The sequence below is a fragment of the Vermiculatibacterium agrestimuris genome (assembly GCF_943193085.1).
GTDB classification, from domain to species: Bacteria; Bacillota; Clostridia; order Oscillospirales; family Oscillospiraceae; genus Vermiculatibacterium; species Vermiculatibacterium agrestimuris.
This window is the reverse complement of sequence record NZ_CALPCU010000024.1, coordinates 1-15,440: the sequence shown is the minus strand read 5'-3', so window position 1 is coordinate 15,440 and position 15,440 is coordinate 1. Positions and strand designations below refer to the sequence as shown.

Below are 15,440 nucleotides of genomic sequence, written 5' to 3'. Positions count from 1 at the left end.
CTTTGCGGTTTTTTCTTTTTGAGCTCCAATTTAGAAATCAGAGGGAGGCCTATATCTATGAGAAAAGGCTCAATGTCCTTTTCAGAGTGGTGTAAACGGGAAGGTAAAACGGAGCTTTTGGCTCTTTATGACCCGGAGGAAAATGATCTGCCCCCATCAGAGGTTCCCTTTTCTTCTCCAAAGAAATATAAGTTCCGATGTCCCTCCTGCGGCATTTCATGGCTGCAGAGCCTCAATAAGCTGAACCGCTTGAGAAAGGGCAATTACAACGTGATCGCAAAACGGGCCGAGGAAACCTTTTGTCCCTATTGCAAGGGTGAGCGTCTTTCTCCCCAGTATAACCTGGCCGCCAGCCTGCCGGGCATCTCCGAATGGTGGGACAAAACGCGAAATTCTAAACCTCCTGAAGCGCTGCATCCATCCACCCATCAAAAATTCTATTTGACATGCCCGGATTGCGGCTATTCCTTTCCTGAGCCTGTCCGCATCGCTGACCTCGGGGGACTTCCGCGCTGCCCTCAGTGCGGAGATGGAAAGGCCCGGGAGGTAACGCCCCTCAATTGTCTGGAAGCGCTTCACCCAGAAATCGCAAAGGAGCTGGATGTGGGCCGCAACAATGGGATCACAGGAAAGATGATCCTCCCCTCTTCAAAAGAAAATCTATGGTTTATCTGTCCTATCGGACACCGGTACAGAGCCAGGGTTTCCAACCGCACCCACCGGAACCATGGGTGCTCTGTCTGTGACGAAAGAAGGAAAACCTCTTTCCCGGAACAGGCGATCCGTTTCTATCTGCAAAAGTGTTCTCCTGACCTTCAAAGCCGCCAAGTCGACCCATATACCGACAAGAGCGTGGACATATTGCTTCCCAGCCGTAAGACTGCGGTGGAATTTAACAGCTTATACTACCATTCCACCATTGACCGCACGCGTTGTATCAACGCCGACTTGTCGAAAATATACGCGCTCATACGGCATTACCGTGTATATATCATAGCGGAAAAGGGCGCCGAGCCTCCCGTAAAGCCCCATCCCCTCATCCAGGTCATCTCTGCCCCAGTGTTTGCCTTCACAAACAAGGTCTGTCTTGAATATGACCATTTGATCTACGAACTGCTCCAGCTTCTCTTTCCTGAACGGGACTCGTATCCCAATATCAATATTATGAGAGATCATCTTCTTATTCTGCAGCAGTATATCAATGCCGCTGTCCCCGGAAGCTTCGAGGAAACGCATCCCCTCCTGGCCGCAGACTGGGCTTCGGCTTTCAACGGGATCCTGACCCCCAGTATGTTTCCCCCCAACAGCCCCTACAAATTTTTTTGGAAATGCCGTAGTTGTGGGAAAATATATCGTGCAAGCATGGCAAACCGGCAGAAGATCAATCCGGACACTTGTCCTCACTGTTGCCGTAAAAGCCGGTATAAATCGCCTCTGCTCATAGACACCTATCCCTTTTTAAAGGCTTTTTGGTGCCCTGAGCTGAATCCGATCCCATTGTCTCAGATCTCAGTAGCATCTGAGAAATTCGGCATATTTGAACTGCCGGACGGCCGGATCGTACCCGCACGCATCAGCAACCTCTCCGCCTGGCTACATTACCACAGCGCCGCCGGGGTGGAGCAGTATTTTGACCGGCTGTTCAAAATCGATATGGATCGCTTCAGCTGACCGGGCAAAGGGTTTTCGAGATGCCGACCCCAATTGTCTTCCCTTGGCGCCGGCCCAGGGCTCCAACAGACATCACAATTCTTTCTTTACATTTCTCCCCAGATTGACTATAATTGATGCGTATGCGCTTCCTTACCTTTTAAATTTTCAAGTCAGGAGTGTTTGATTATGAGCCGTATGGTCGGTACTGTTTCCCGGGGCGTGCGCGCGCCCATCATTCGTGAAGGGGACGACCTGGCCGCCATCGTCACCCAGTCCGTTCTGGACGCCGCCAAGGACGATGGCTTTTCCTTCCATGACCGTGACGTCATCGCCATGACTGAGGCCATCGTGGCCCGGGCCCAGGGCAATTACGCCACTGTCGACCACATCGCCGCCGACGTCCGGGCCAAGCTGGGCGGCGGAACGGTGGGCGTGGTGTTCCCCATCCTCAGCCGCAACCGTTTTGCCATCTGCCTGCGGGGCATCGCCAAGGGCTGTCAGAAGATCGTTCTGGTGCTCTCCTACCCCTCCGACGAGGTGGGCAACCACCTCATCAGCGTGGACGCCATGGACGAGAAGGGGGTCGACCCCTACAAGGACGTACTCACCCTGGCCAGGTACCGGGAGCTTTTCGGCTACGAGAAGCACCCCTTCACCGGCGTGGACTACGTGGAGTACTATGAGAGCCTTATCAAAGAGTGCGGCGCCCAGGTGGAGATCCTCTTCGCCAACGATCCCCGGGCGGTGCTGGACTACACCAAGGACGTCATCACCTGCGACATCCACACCCGCAAGCGCTCCAAGCGCCTTTTGAAGGCCGCCGGCGGGGAGCGCGTCCTGGGCCTGGACGATATCCTCACCGCCTCTGTCAATGGCAGCGGTTACAACGAAAACTACGGCCTGCTGGGCTCCAATAAGGCCACCGAGGACAAGGTCAAGCTCTTTCCCCGGGACGCCCAGGGCCTGGTGGAGGAGATCCAGAAGCGGATGCTGGACGCCACCGGCAAGCACATGGAGGTCATGGTCTACGGCGATGGCGCCTTCAAGGATCCTGTGGGCAAGATCTGGGAGCTGGCCGACCCGGTGGTCTCTCCCTTCCATACCGCCGGATTGGAGGGCACCCCCAACGAGCTGAAGCTGAAGTATTTGGCGGATAATGACTTCGGCCACCTGTCCGGAGCTGAGCTGAAGGCCGCCATCGACGCCGCCATCAAGAAGAAGGACGCCGATCTGAAGGGCAGCATGGCCTCTGAGGGCACCACCCCCCGCCGCCTCACCGACCTCATCGGCTCCCTGTGCGACCTGACCTCCGGCTCCGGCGATAAGGGCACCCCCATCGTCCTCATCCAGGGCTATTTCGACAACTACACCACGGAATGAACCGAACAAAAAGGGCTGACCCTGGAGGGTCAGCCTTTTTGTTCGTCACAGCGTCTCCCGCAGCCGGTCTGCCGCGTCCATCAGCTCCTGAAAGTTGTCGGGATAGTGATCCATTGCCCGGATCCCGTCCTGTATCTCCCTGGGCAGGCCCTTGAAATAGGGCTCCGCCCTGGGATCCACCGGCAGAAACACATATTGCCCCTTGTCGTCCCGCACAGCGCGCTCCCTCCTTCCTCTCTCTGGGAAAAAGATGCCCTTTTCTCCGCCCCCCTATTCACCGTCCTTTCTTTACAAATTTCGTCCCTTCCGCTATAATGGAGCACACATCACCCAGGAACAGGAGCGACGAGCATGAAACAGCAGCGGGCCTACCCCATCGTCACCATCACCAAAAAGGGACAGCGCGCCATTGAGGCCGGCCACCCCTGGGTCTACGCCGGAGAGGTGCTCTCCTGCCCGCCCCAGGCGGAAAACGGCGCCATCGTGGACGTTCTCAGCGAAAAGGGCGCCTGGCTGGGTGCGGGACTTCTCAGCCTCCACTCCCTGATCCGGGTGCGGCTTTTGTCCCGGAACGCCAACGACAGCTTTGACGACGCCTTCTGGCTGCGCCGGTTCCGCTACGCCTGGGCCACCCGCAAAACGGTGCTGCAGCCCCAAGATCTGGGCGCCTGCCGGGTGGTCTTTGGGGAGTCCGACGCCCTCCCCGGCCTCACCGCAGACCGGTTTGGGGACATCCTGGTGACCCAGACCCTCTCCTATGGCATGGACATCCGCAAGGATCGGCTCTTTCCTCTGCTGGCCCAGGCCCTCCAAGAGGACGGCCAGGAGATCCGGGGCATCTACGAGCGCAATGACGAGGCGCTGCGGGACAAGGAGGGCCTTCCCCAGGGCAAGGGCTTCTTCCCCCTCCCCGGCCAAGCCGTGCCCGCCCAGACCGTCACCCAGATCGTGGAAAACGGCGTCCGGTATTCCGTGGACTTTGAAAACGGACAGAAGACCGGCTTTTTCCTGGATCAGAAATACAACCGCAAGGCGGTCGCCCGGCTCTCCGCCGGCAAGCGGGTGCTGGACTGCTTCACCCACACCGGCTCCTTCGCCCTCAACGCTGCCCTGGGCGGGGCGGAGCGGGTCACCGCTGTGGACGTGTCCCAGTCCGCAGTGGACATGGCCCGGAGCAACGCCCGCTTAAACGGCCTGGCGGACAGGATGGACTTTCTCTGCGCCGATGTATTTGACCTCCTCCCCCGTCTGGTGGAGGAAAAGCGGCGGGACTGGGATTTCATCATCCTGGATCCCCCCGCCTTCACCAAGTCCCGCCGCACCGCCGACCAGGCGGCCCGCGGCTATAAGGAGATCAACTACCGGGCCATGCGCCTGCTGCCCCGGGGCGGTTATCTGGCCACCTGCTCCTGCTCCCATTTCATGGACGCCCACCGCTTCGAGGGAGTCATCGCCGCGGCGGCCCGGGACGCGGGGGTACAGCTCAAGCAGCTGGAGGCGCGCCAGCAGGCCCCTGACCACCCCATTCTCTGGGGCGTGCCGGAGACCGACTACCTGAAATTCTACCTCTTCCAGGTGGTATAAAAAAAGCCGCCTTTCCCCGGGGGAAGGCGGCTTTTTTCTTGCGAAACCCCGCTATGATGAGCGCCCGGTATCTCTCTTCCATGGGTCTGGCTCCTCTCTGTCTGAACTGGGCCGGGGCCGCCTCACATCAGGGGCGCCACCGCCTTGAGCACGAAGCCCAAGGCCCGCAGCCACAGCTTTTCCTTTTTCAGTCCCTCCGCCGTCACCTTCCGGCACTTTTCTTTGGTCTTTTGGAAGTCGGCCTCCATCTCCCCCAGGCACTCCACCCGGTAGAGCCAGGCGGCGCACTCGAAGTGATGGTAGAGGCTGCGGTAATCCAGATTGATGGTGCCCACCACCCCTTCCCTGTCGTCGCTGACAAAGAGCTTGGCGTGGACAAAGCCGGGGGTATACTCATAAATTTTCACCCCGGAGGCCAGCAGGGATGCGTAATGGGTCTTGGCCAGAGAGTAGGGGGCGGCCTTGTCCGGCACTCCGGGGAGGATCAGCTCCACGTCCACCCCCCGCTCGGCGGCGAATTTCAGCGCGGTCTCCATCTCCCCGTCCAGGATGAGATAGGGGGACATGATATGGACGTACCGCCGGGCCCGGTTGAGGATGTCCATATACACCCGCTCGCCCACCTTGTCGTTGTCCAGGGGGCAGTCTCCGTAGGGCAGCACCCAGCCCCTGGCCCTATCCCCGGGCAGGAGGGGGGCCGTGAGGAAGCGGTCAAACTCCGGCTCCTTCTCGTCGATGGCCCACATCTGGAGGAACATGAGGGTAAAGCTGCGGGCCGCCCCGCCCTTGAGCATGACGGCCACATCCTTCCAGTGGCCGAATTTCACCACATGGTTGATGTATTCGTCGGCCAGGTTCACCCCGCCGGTGAAGGCGGTGTGGCCGTCGATGACCAGGATCTTCCGGTGATCCCGGTAGTTGTAGTGGGTGGAGACGAAGGGAGAGATGGGGGCGAAGATCTTGCACCGGATCCCCAGCTTCCGAAGGCGCTTGGGATAGTCGTGGGGCAGGGTGGAAAACTCACAGGTGCCGTCGTAGATGACCCGCACGTCCACCCCCTGGGCCGCCTTCCGGGCCAGGATCTCCAGCACCTTGCCCCACATCAGCCCCTCGTCCACGATGAAGTACTCCAAAAAGATGAACTCCCGGGCCTCCTCCAGCTCCCGGAGCATCCGCTCCCACTTGTCCTCTCCCATGGGAAAGAAAGTGACCCTGGTGTCGTCAAAAACGGGAAAACAGCCGCTGCGCCGGATATAGCGGGCCAACGCGGCGGCCCCCGGATCTTCCCGCTCCAGGCTCTCCATGGCCCGGGCGGACTGGGGGATGCTGTCCCTGGTCTGCTCCGTGAGCCGGGCCAAGCGCTCCTTCACCGCCCGGTGCCCCACCTCGCTCTGGGTAAAGAGAAACAGAAGCGCCCCGAACACGGGCAGGAGCATGATGACGATGAGCCAGGTGATCTTGGCCGTGGGGTCGATGGGCCGGTTGAGGAGATAGAGCACCATCACCGCCGTAAATAGGGCGGTGCCGCCCAGGGCGTGGGGCAGGAAGGTCTCAAAACGGAAGAAGAGGAAAAACAGGAGGCCCACCTGCACCGCCAGCAGGAGCACGATCAGGCCCAGGCGGCTGAAGATCGCCCGAACCAGTCCTTTTTGCCCCTTCTTCAACAGGGCGATCCCATTGCTGTCCCGCCGAAACTCCATGCCGCTTCCCTCCCGCCCATCCATTGGTATTTTCCTAGCTATTATAGTTCAAAATATGCCCAAAGGCAACCGTTTTCCCCCTTTGAGGCATTGACTTTTTTGTCCCATCTGATACACTATATCATAAGGAAAAAACAGGAAGGAGCTTATGCTATGCATCAATATCGAGGCGTCACCAATGACATCTTCTGGGTGGGCGGCAGCGACCGCCGACTGACCCTTTTTGAACACATCCACCCTCTTCATCACGGGGTCTCCTATAACTCCTATCTGCTTCTGGACGAAAAGACCGTCCTGTTCGACACCGCCGACTGGGCGGTGGGCCGGCAGTTCATCGAAAACGTCACCGCAGTCCTGAATGGCCGGAGCCTGGACTGCCTGGTTCTTGACCATGTGGAGCCTGACCATGCCGCCGCCCTGGAGGAGGTGCTCCTGCGCTGGCCGGAGGTAACGCTCATCACCACCGCCAAGGCCGTCCAGTTCCTGAACCAGTTTGGCTTCCAGATCTCCCCCGACCGGGTAGACACGGTGAAGGAGGGGGACGAGCGCACCTTCGGCAGGCACACCGTCGTCTTCCTCACCGCGCCTATGGTCCACTGGCCCGAGGTGATGGTCTCCTATGACAAGACCGACCGCGTCCTCTTCTCCGCCGACGCCTTCGGCACCTTCCGCGCCCTGGACGGAAAGCTCTTCGCCGACGAGTTCGATTTTGAGCGGGACTTTCTGGAGGAGGCCCGGCGCTACTACGCCAACATCGTGGGTAAATTCGGCCCCCAGGTGCAGGCCCTGCTGAAAAAGGCGGCGGGGCTGGATATCCAATATATCTGTCCCCTCCACGGCCCCGTGTGGCGCAGGGACATCCCCTGGTTCCTGGACAAGTATGCCCACTGGAGCGCCTATGAGCCGGAAGAGAAGGGCCTGGTGGTGGTCTATGCCTCCATGTACGGCAATACCGAGCAGGCCGCCGAACTGCTCTGCGCCAAGCTGGCCCACCGGGGCGTGACCAACACCCGGCTCTACGATGTGTCCACCACCCATGTCAGCACCCTCATCGCGGAGATTTTTCAATACAGCCACCTGGTTCTGGCCGCGGTAACGTACAACCTGGGCCTCTTCCCCCCTGTCCACGCCCTTTTGGAGGACATGAAGGCACTGAATGTCCAGAAGCGCACCTGCGCCATTCTGGAAAACGGCTCCTGGGCCATCCGCTCCGGCGCCCTGGCCAAGGAGAAGCTGGCTGAGCTCAAGGATATGACCCTTCTGGAGCCCACCGTCACCGTCACCTCCGCCCTCTCCCAGAGCAGCGGAGCCGACCTGGACGCCCTGGCCGACGCGCTGGCGGCCTCGCTCCAGGCATAAGGAGGTACCCCATGGCAAACGCGCTGAGCTTAGATTCTGTCGTTCTCTCCCAGGATGAAAAGGAGCTTGTGATCCTGGATCAGACCCTGCTGCCCAACGAGGTGAAATTTCTCCGCCTGCACAAGGCAGAGGACATTTGGGAGGCCATCTACACCCTCCGGGTCAGGGGGGCTCCCGCCATCGGCGTGGCCGCCGCCTACGGGGTCTGGCTCCTGGCCGACCAGGAGGACACCGGGGACATGGCCCTGTTCTGTCAGCGGTTCCAGGCCCACAAGGACTATCTCAACTCCGCCCGCCCCACCGCCGTGAACCTCTCCTGGGCCCTGAACCGGATGGAGAAGGTGCTGCTGGCGGAGCGGGACGGCCATACCGTCCCCGAACTGAAAAAGCGCCTTCTGGCGGAGGCCCACGCCATCCGGGAGGAGGACGTGGCCATCAGCCGCTCCATCGGCCGGCTGGGCTTTGAGCTGCTGAGGCCCGGCTATGGCATCCTCACCCACTGCAACGCCGGCACCCTGGCCACCGCCAAGTACGGCACCGCCCTGGCCCCCGTGTACATCGCCCTGGAGGAGGGCTGGAGGGATCTGCGGGTCTACTGTGACGAGACCCGGCCCCTGCTCCAGGGAGCCCGGCTGTCCGCCTTCGAGATGCAGACCGCCGGGGTGGACACCACCCTCATTTGCGACAACATGGCCTCCCTGACCATGCGCCGGGGCAAGATCGACATCATCTTCGTAGGCTGCGACCGGGTGGCCGCCAACGGCGACTTCGCCAACAAGATCGGCACCAGCGGCGTGGCCATTCTGGCCAAACACTACGGCATCCCCTTCTACGTCTGCGCCCCCACCTCCACCATCGACCTGGCGGTGAAGCGGGGGGACGACATCGTCATCGAAGAGCGCAAGCCGGAGGAGGTCACCGAGATGTGGTACGCCAAGCGCATGGCACCCGAGGGCGTCAAGGTCTTCAACCCCGCCTTCGACGTCACCGACCACGACCTGGTCACCGGCATCATCACGGAAAAGGGTATCGCCTACCCGCCCTTTGATGTGAGCTTTCAAAAATTGGGCATCCAGTAAGATCTTGATTATAGAAAGAAAGGTCGATTTTCTGTGAAATCCATGAGCAGACTGTTGAACCAGTTCCTTTCCCTCCTCCTCACCGCCGCACTGCTGTGCGCGCTTCCGGTGCCCTCCGCCCTCGCCGCCAGCTCCTCTAAGCCCCAGACCGCCGAGCTTGTGGAGCTCAACTTCCCCGCCGGGGCGGTGCCCAAGGACAGCAAGCTCACGCTCACCGCCGTGGAGGGGGCTCCCAGTAACCTGAGCTTCCGCTACACCACCGACGGCTCCACCCCCACCCGGAACTCCACCCTGTACACGGATCCTATCGTCATCAGCAAGGATATGACCGTCAAGGTCATGGCCCTTCAGGGCTCCACCCTCGGCACCGTGGAAAGCTACAACTTCACTGTTTACACCATCCGCTTGGGCTCTCTCAAAGAAAATGCCGCCTCCATCCGCTACCTGGCGGGTTACAGCGACGGCACCTTCCGCCCTGACCAGCCCATCACCCGCTACGAGGTGGCCCAGGCCCTGGTCTACCTGCTGGAGCTGGGAGACGGCTCCACCGCCCAGCGCTTCCCGGACATGCACGCCCAATACCAGACCGCCGTGGCCAAGCTGGTGGAGGCGGGGCTCATCAGCGGCTACCCTGACGGCACCTTCCAGGGCGGCAGCAGCATGACCCGGGCCCAGCTGTGCAAGATCCTCTGCCTGATCCTGAACTACAAGGAGGAGGCGGGCCTGGCTGAACGATCCTTCCCCGACGTGAAGGATCACTGGGCTATCGGCTACATCGGCGCCCTGGTAAAGTCCGGCTATGTCAACGGCTATGACGACGGCACCTTCCGCCCCGACCGGGCCGTGTCCCGGGCGGAGTTCGCCGCCCTCATCAACCGGATCGCCGGGCGAAAGAATGTGGAGGGCGAGGTTTTGGAGTATATCGACGTGCTCTTCGATTTCTGGGGCTACGACGACATCCACAACGCCTCCCTTGACCGGGTGTGAGCCCGGCGGGATCGAATATGAAAGGGAGTGGGAAAGCAAGCCTTTTCCCACTCCTTTTTCTTGCCTTTTTCCCCCGCCGGCGGTACAATAAAAGAAAACAAAACGGCCTTCTTTTTCGTCCAAGAAAAGGAAAACCGAGGAAAAGGAGCAAACATAATGGCATATAATCTGGCGGACAAGGTGCTTTTGGAGGCAAAAAAGGCCGTGGTGGGTAAGGATGAAGTCCTCTCCAAGGCCCTGCTGGCCATTCTGGCGGGGGGCCATCTGCTGCTGGAGGACATCCCCGGCGTGGGCAAGACCACTCTGGCAGTGGCCTTCTCCAAGGCGCTGGGCCTGCGCTATAAGCGGGTACAGTTCACTCCCGACGTGATGCCCTCCGACCTCACCGGCTTTTCCATTTACAACAAGGACACCGGCGAGATGGATTACCAGCCCGGCGCCCTTCTGTGCAATCTGTTCCTGGCCGACGAGCTCAACCGGGCCACCTCCCGCACCCAGTCCGCCCTGCTGGAGGCCATGGAGGAGGGCCAGGTGACGGTGGACGGGGTGAGCCGCCCGGTACCCCGGCCCTTCCTGGTCATCGCCACCCAGAACCCGGCGGGGGCCTCCGGCACCCAGCCCCTGCCCGACTCCCAGATGGACCGGTTCATGCTCCGCCTGTCCCTGGGCTACCCCGGCCCCGCCGAGGAGCTGGAAATGCTCCGCCGCAAGCAGCAGGGCAACCCCATGGACTTGGTGGAGCAGGTGGCCGACCCCGCTGACCTGGAGCGGGCCCGTCAGGAGATAGCCTGCGTCTACTTAAAGGATGAGGTGGGCGAGTACATCATCTCTCTGGTCTCCGCCACCCGTACCGACCCCCTGGTGCATCAGGGCGGGAGTCCCCGGGCTACCCTGGCGGTGGCCGCCATGGCCCGCGCCTGCGCCTGGGTGGATGGCCGGGACTACGTGCTGCCCCAGGATGTACAGCTGGTCTTCCGGGACACGGTGGCCCACCGGCTCCTGCTCACCGGCCGGGGTCTTGCGGAGGGGGCCGATCCCGCCGCCGCCGCCCTGAAGCGGGTGAAGGCCCCCGGACTGGCCTGATGCCGGGGCGGTGGCTGGCCTATGCCCTGGCTTTCATCGGGGCGGTGGCCTTTCGCATCTTCTACACCGGCTGGCTCTCCGGGCTTATCCTCCCCGCTGTGGTCTGCCTTCCCCTGCTGGGCGTGCTGCTGGCGCTGCCCGGCGTATTGCTATGCCGCTTTTCCCTCTCCGCCCCGGAACGGGTGGAGCGGGGCGCTCCGGCGGTCTGGACGGTCTCCGGAGGAAGCCGCCTGGGCCTTCCCCTGATGAGGGTCTGGATCACAGTGGAGAGCGTCAACCAGCTGACGGGACAGACCACCCGGCGCAGGACGGCCTTTTTCCTGCCGGGAACCGGCGCCGCGGCGGAGATCCCCGCCTCTACGGCGCACTGCGGCCTTCTCCGGTGCAGGATCGTCTCCGCCTGGGCCTGCGACTGCCTGGGGCTTTTCCGTCTGCCCCTGTTTCGGGGGGAGGAGGCCCAGCTGTGGGTGGAGCCCCTGTCCCAGGTGGCCGACCTGCCGCCCCTCCCCGAGCAGGAGGCTCCCGGACTGCGGCCCCGGCCCGGCGGCGGGCCCGGAGAGGACTACGACCCCAGAGCCTACCGCCCCGGCGACCCCCTCAACTCCATCCATTGGAAGCTCTCCGCCAAGCGGGACGATCTGGTGGTGCGGGAGACCCTGGAGACCATCCATCCCCTTCCCGTACTCACCTTTGACTGCTTCGGCACGGCGGAGATTATGGATCGTCTTCTGGACGTCCTCTCCGGCACCGGCAGAGCCCTGCTGGCGCAAAACCGCCCCTTCGCCATGGCCTGGGCGGAGCCGGTAAGCGGCGATACCCACCGTTTCGACATCTCCGGGGCAGACGACCTGCGGCGGTGTCTGGAGGCTCTGCTGTCCCAGCAGGCCCCGGAGACGGGCAAGTCCATCCTGGACGCCGACCGGCTGGGCCGTTCCCTCCACCTGACGGGGGGTGACGGCGCATGAGAGCGGCAAAGAAACGCATCCCCGCCCGCAAGACCCCCCTGACCGTGCTCACTGACGGCCTTCTTCTCTTCCTGGCCTTGGTCAGCGTGGCCTTCTGCGTCCTCACCGTCTACGGTCTGGAGGCCGACCACCAGGCCCTGCTCAAAGGCTGCGGGGCGTTGACTCTGGTGTGGCTGGTCATTTTTTCCCTGCCCCGGTTCAAGCTCCCGCTGACTGTGCTGGTTCTGGGGCTTTGGGGCTGGGCTCTGCGGCAGCTCTGGGAGCCCATACTCCTGGGCGAGGCGTCGATCTGGTGCGGGGTAGTAAACACCGCGGCCAAAAAGATCCCCGGCATCTCCGCCATCGAGCCGGTAGCCCAGCTGCCGGCGGAGGTCTGGCCTGTCTACACCACCCTTTGGCTCCTTATGGCAGGGGTGGTCTATGCCCTGGCGCTGGCCTTTTGCCTTCTCTGCCTGCGGCAGACATTGCCCACCTTCCTGCTGACCCTTCTGCCCATCCTTCCCGCCCTCTGCGTCACCGAGGCCCCCGACGACCTGCCCATGGCGAGCCTGGTGGCGGTTTGGCTCACCCTTCTGCTCACCTCCGGGACTGCGGCCAAAGATCCCGCCGGCACCGCCCGGCTCCGGCTGCCCGCTCTGGGCCTGGCCTGGGTAAGCCTGCTCGCCCTCCTCGTTTTGAGCCTTGTCCCCGTTGTGGAAGGCCCCTGTCAGCCCGCCTGGGCGGCCCAGGCCCGGGCCGACGCCTTCAACGCGGTGAACCGGATGGACTTCTCCGCTGTGCTCAGCCGCTTTGATTTCCTGGGGTGGCGGGGCAGCGGCTCCACCCAGTACGTCTCCCTCACCGGAGGCGGGGCCTCCCGTACCGGCCGCTCCGCCCTGCGGGTGCACACCAACGTCCTGGGCAAGCACTACCTGCGGGGCTATTCCGCCGACGTGTACACCGGCACCCGGTGGGAGCCTATGTCCCGCGCCGACCGCCGGGAGCTGGAGGATATCCTGGCGGCTGAGGAGACCACCCCCCAGCTGATGCTGGGCCAGGCCACCCGGGATATTTACAGCTACATTCCATTCTATTCCTCCACATACCGGCCTATGGAGACAAGGGAGCTGGACTACCAGACCATGACGGTGGAAAACATCGCCGCCCCCGGCGGCTGCGTCTACTATCCCTATGCCCTCACGGAACTGCCCGAGGGGGCCTCCTTCGGTGACGACTCCCACCTGCACAGGGAGGGTCAGACCTGGGAGCACACCTACCAGTTCCTGCCCGACTGGGAGGATCTGCCCTACATGTACTGGCCCGGACTGGGCGCCCAGGAGGACAGCTCCGCCGGGGCGTCCAGGGCCTACCGGGGCTTTGTCTACGACCACTACCTCCAGCTCCCCGAGGACACCCGGCAGATGCTGCTGGATTGGATCGATCAAATGGACGGGGAGCGCTACCTTCTCGGCGTCCGCTCCCCGGAGAACTACGCCAAGCTTCTAAAGTGGGCGGAAAACCAGTGGGCTAACGGAGAAGGCATCTATCTCTACGGCGGCGACCCCCTGCAAAACGGCAGCTGGGCCGGAGAGGAGGTCACCGACGAGGAAATCGACCGGCTGCGCACCCAGTACGCCTACACCGTCTGGAGCCAGCTGGCCTGGTGGCTGGAGGAGACCACCACCTATGACATGGACACCCCCGCGCCGCCAGCCGGAGAAGATTATGTAAACTGGTTCCTCAACGAGAGCCATCAGGGCTACTGCATGCACTATGCCACGGCGGGCACTCTGCTGCTACGCGCCATGGGGATCCCCGCCCGGTACGTCAGCGGCTATGTGGTGGATGTGCCCCGCTCGGGCTACGCCGTGGTGCCCGACTCCGCCGCCCACGCCTGGGTGGAGATCTATTTTGACGACATCGGCTGGTATCCTGTGGAGTGCACTCCCGGCTTCCAGGGGGAGGGCACCGGCACACTGACCACGGCGGAATTTGCGCAGGAGGAGCCCCCCGCGGCCACCCCCTCCCCCACGCCCTCGGCGGCGACCACGCCCTCTGCCGCCCCCCCGGCGGCGCCCTCTGCCGCCCCCAGCGCGCCGCCCAAGGAGAACGCCGCCAACGCCGCCCCGGAGACGCCCCACACCCTTCCCCCATGGCCCCTGCTCCTGCTGGGTCTGGCAGCTCTGGCCCTGGTGGGATGGCGCTGGCGCCTGCGCCGCCGGAGGGAGAAGCTCACCCAGGCCGACACCAACGCCGCCGTGCTGTGGGCCTGGCGCTGTCACCGCAGGCTCCAGAGCTGGGAAAGGGCCGGCAAAGTCCCGGAGGAGAAGGAGGCGCTGGATCAGAGCCTCGCCGCCCTGGCCCAAAAGGCCCGGTTCAGCCAGCACACCCTTTCTGAGGCGGAGCGGCAGCGCGCCCTCCAGCTGTTACAGCGGGAGGCAGAGCTCGTCGAAGCCGCTCTGCCCCCATGGAAGTCGGCCCTTTTCCGCCTTTGGCGGCGGATGGGCTGACCGGCAAAAGGACTTGACTTTTTGCGGGAATATAGTACTATTTTTATAAATTGGATACCCACACAAAGAGGAGGATCACGCCTTGAAAACCATCACCCTGGGCTCCACCGGCATCACCACCCCTCAGAACGCCTTCGGCGCCCTGCCCATCCAGCGGGCCGATATGGACACCGCCGTCGCCATTCTCCACAAGGCTCTGGAGGGCGGCTTTACCTTCTACGACACCGCCCGGGCCTATTCCGACAGTGAGGAGAAGCTGGGCCGGGCCTTTGCGGGCAAGCGGGATCAGATCATCCTGGCCACTAAGACCATGGCGAAAACCCCGGACAAGTTCTGGGAGGAGCTGCACACCTCTCTGAAGCTGCTCAAGACCGACTACGTAGACATCTACCAGTTCCACTGCGTCAGCCAGTGTTACCGCCCCGGGGACGGCACCGGGATGTATGAGGCCATTCTGGAGGCCAAGGAGAAGGGTCTGATCCGCCACATCGGCATCACCGCCCACAAGATCGGCGTGGCCGAGGAGATCGTGGACAGCGGCCTCTATGAGACCCTCCAGTTCCCCTTCAGCTACCTGGCCTCCGACCGGGACATCGCCCTGGTGGAGCGGTGCAGGGAGAAAAACATGGGCTTTATCGCCATGAAGGGCCTGTCCGGCGGACTTCTCACCAACTCCAGGGCCTGCATGGCCTTCATGTCCCAGTACGACAACGTGCTGCCCATCTGGGGTATCCAGCGGGAGAGCGAGCTGGACGAGTGGCTCTCCTTCTTCCAGGAGACCCCCGCCCTCACCGGAGAGCTCCAGGCCGTCATCGACGCCGACCGCAAGGAGCTGCTGGGCGACTTCTGCCGGGGCTGCGGCTACTGCGCCCCCTGCACCGTGGGCATCGTCATCAACCAGTGCGCCCGCATCTCCCAGATGATCCGCCGCTCCCCCTCCGCCGACTGGCTCTCTCCCCACTGGCAGGCCGAGATGGCCAAGGTGGATCAGTGTGTGGACTGCGGAGCGTGCATGAAGCGCTGTCCCTACGAGCTGAATATCCCCCAGCTGCTGCGCAAAAACCGGGAAGACTACATCGAGGTCTTGGCCGGAAGGCGTTCCATCAATTAAAAACCGCTGAATATCAGGAAACGCCCGCCGGGAACCAGGTTCCCGGCGGG

Annotated in this window: 12 protein-coding genes; 10 read left to right on the top strand and 2 right to left on the bottom strand. The window is 62.5% G+C overall.

Going from position 1 to position 15,440, the window contains the following annotated elements:
- The first annotated feature begins 57 nt into the window (after window positions 1–57).
- Both NFR87_RS08490 and NFR87_RS08485 read left to right on the top strand, forming a co-directional pair.
- The gene (locus tag NFR87_RS08490; protein ID WP_251448933.1) at window positions 58–1,671 is read left to right on the top strand and encodes a zinc-ribbon domain-containing protein; all 1,614 of its coding nucleotides are present in this window, start codon (window positions 58–60) and stop codon (window positions 1,669–1,671) included.
- 168 nt (window positions 1,672–1,839) lie between these two features.
- Entirely contained in the window at window positions 1,840–3,033 is a 1,194-nt protein-coding gene (locus NFR87_RS08485) for a coenzyme F420-0:L-glutamate ligase (RefSeq protein ID WP_251448932.1), read from the top strand.
- Between the two features lie 45 nt (window positions 3,034–3,078).
- Here NFR87_RS08485 and NFR87_RS08480 read toward each other — a convergent pair whose 3' ends face one another.
- On the bottom strand, window positions 3,079–3,249 hold the full coding sequence (locus NFR87_RS08480) for a hypothetical protein (protein ID WP_251448931.1): 171 nt from the start codon (window positions 3,247–3,249) through the stop codon (window positions 3,079–3,081).
- 135 nt (window positions 3,250–3,384) lie between these two features.
- Between NFR87_RS08480 and NFR87_RS08475 the strand changes: the two genes are divergently transcribed.
- A complete protein-coding gene (locus NFR87_RS08475; protein ID WP_251448930.1) occupies window positions 3,385–4,617 on the top strand; it encodes a class I SAM-dependent rRNA methyltransferase in 1,233 nt (410 codons plus the stop codon).
- Between the two features lie 122 nt (window positions 4,618–4,739).
- On the opposite strand, the gene NFR87_RS08470 is transcribed toward NFR87_RS08475, so the two are convergent.
- Window positions 4,740–6,317, bottom strand: a complete 1,578-nt coding sequence (locus NFR87_RS08470) for a phospholipase D-like domain-containing protein (protein ID WP_251448929.1) — start codon at window positions 6,315–6,317, stop codon at window positions 4,740–4,742.
- Between the two features lie 153 nt (window positions 6,318–6,470).
- Between NFR87_RS08470 and NFR87_RS08465 the strand changes: the two genes are divergently transcribed.
- The 7 genes from NFR87_RS08465 to NFR87_RS08435 all read left to right on the top strand — a co-directional run bounded on the left by NFR87_RS08465 (window position 6,471) and on the right by NFR87_RS08435 (window position 15,390).
- Entirely contained in the window at window positions 6,471–7,676 is a 1,206-nt protein-coding gene (locus NFR87_RS08465) for an FprA family A-type flavoprotein (protein ID WP_251448928.1), read from the top strand.
- Between the two features lie 11 nt (window positions 7,677–7,687).
- On the top strand, window positions 7,688–8,755 hold the full coding sequence (gene mtnA, locus NFR87_RS08460; protein WP_251448927.1) for an S-methyl-5-thioribose-1-phosphate isomerase: 1,068 nt from the start codon (window positions 7,688–7,690) through the stop codon (window positions 8,753–8,755).
- 42 nt (window positions 8,756–8,797) lie between these two features.
- Entirely contained in the window at window positions 8,798–9,742 is a 945-nt protein-coding gene (locus NFR87_RS08455; protein ID WP_251448946.1) for an S-layer homology domain-containing protein, read from the top strand.
- Between the two features lie 156 nt (window positions 9,743–9,898).
- Window positions 9,899–10,825: an AAA family ATPase gene (locus tag NFR87_RS08450; RefSeq protein WP_251448926.1), complete on the top strand. Its 927-nt coding sequence runs from the start codon at window positions 9,899–9,901 to the stop codon at window positions 10,823–10,825.
- Window positions 10,825–11,790, top strand: a complete 966-nt coding sequence (locus NFR87_RS08445; protein ID WP_251448925.1) for a DUF58 domain-containing protein — start codon at window positions 10,825–10,827, stop codon at window positions 11,788–11,790. Before NFR87_RS08450 ends, NFR87_RS08445 begins: the two co-directional genes overlap by 1 nt.
- A complete protein-coding gene (locus NFR87_RS08440) occupies window positions 11,787–14,279 on the top strand; it encodes a transglutaminase-like domain-containing protein (RefSeq protein ID WP_251448924.1) in 2,493 nt (830 codons plus the stop codon). Before NFR87_RS08445 ends, NFR87_RS08440 begins: the two co-directional genes overlap by 4 nt.
- 82 nt (window positions 14,280–14,361) lie before the next feature.
- Window positions 14,362–15,390, top strand: coding sequence for an aldo/keto reductase (locus NFR87_RS08435; RefSeq protein ID WP_251448923.1), 1,029 nt, complete (start codon window positions 14,362–14,364; stop codon window positions 15,388–15,390).
- Window positions 15,391–15,440: the final 50 nt, after the last annotated feature.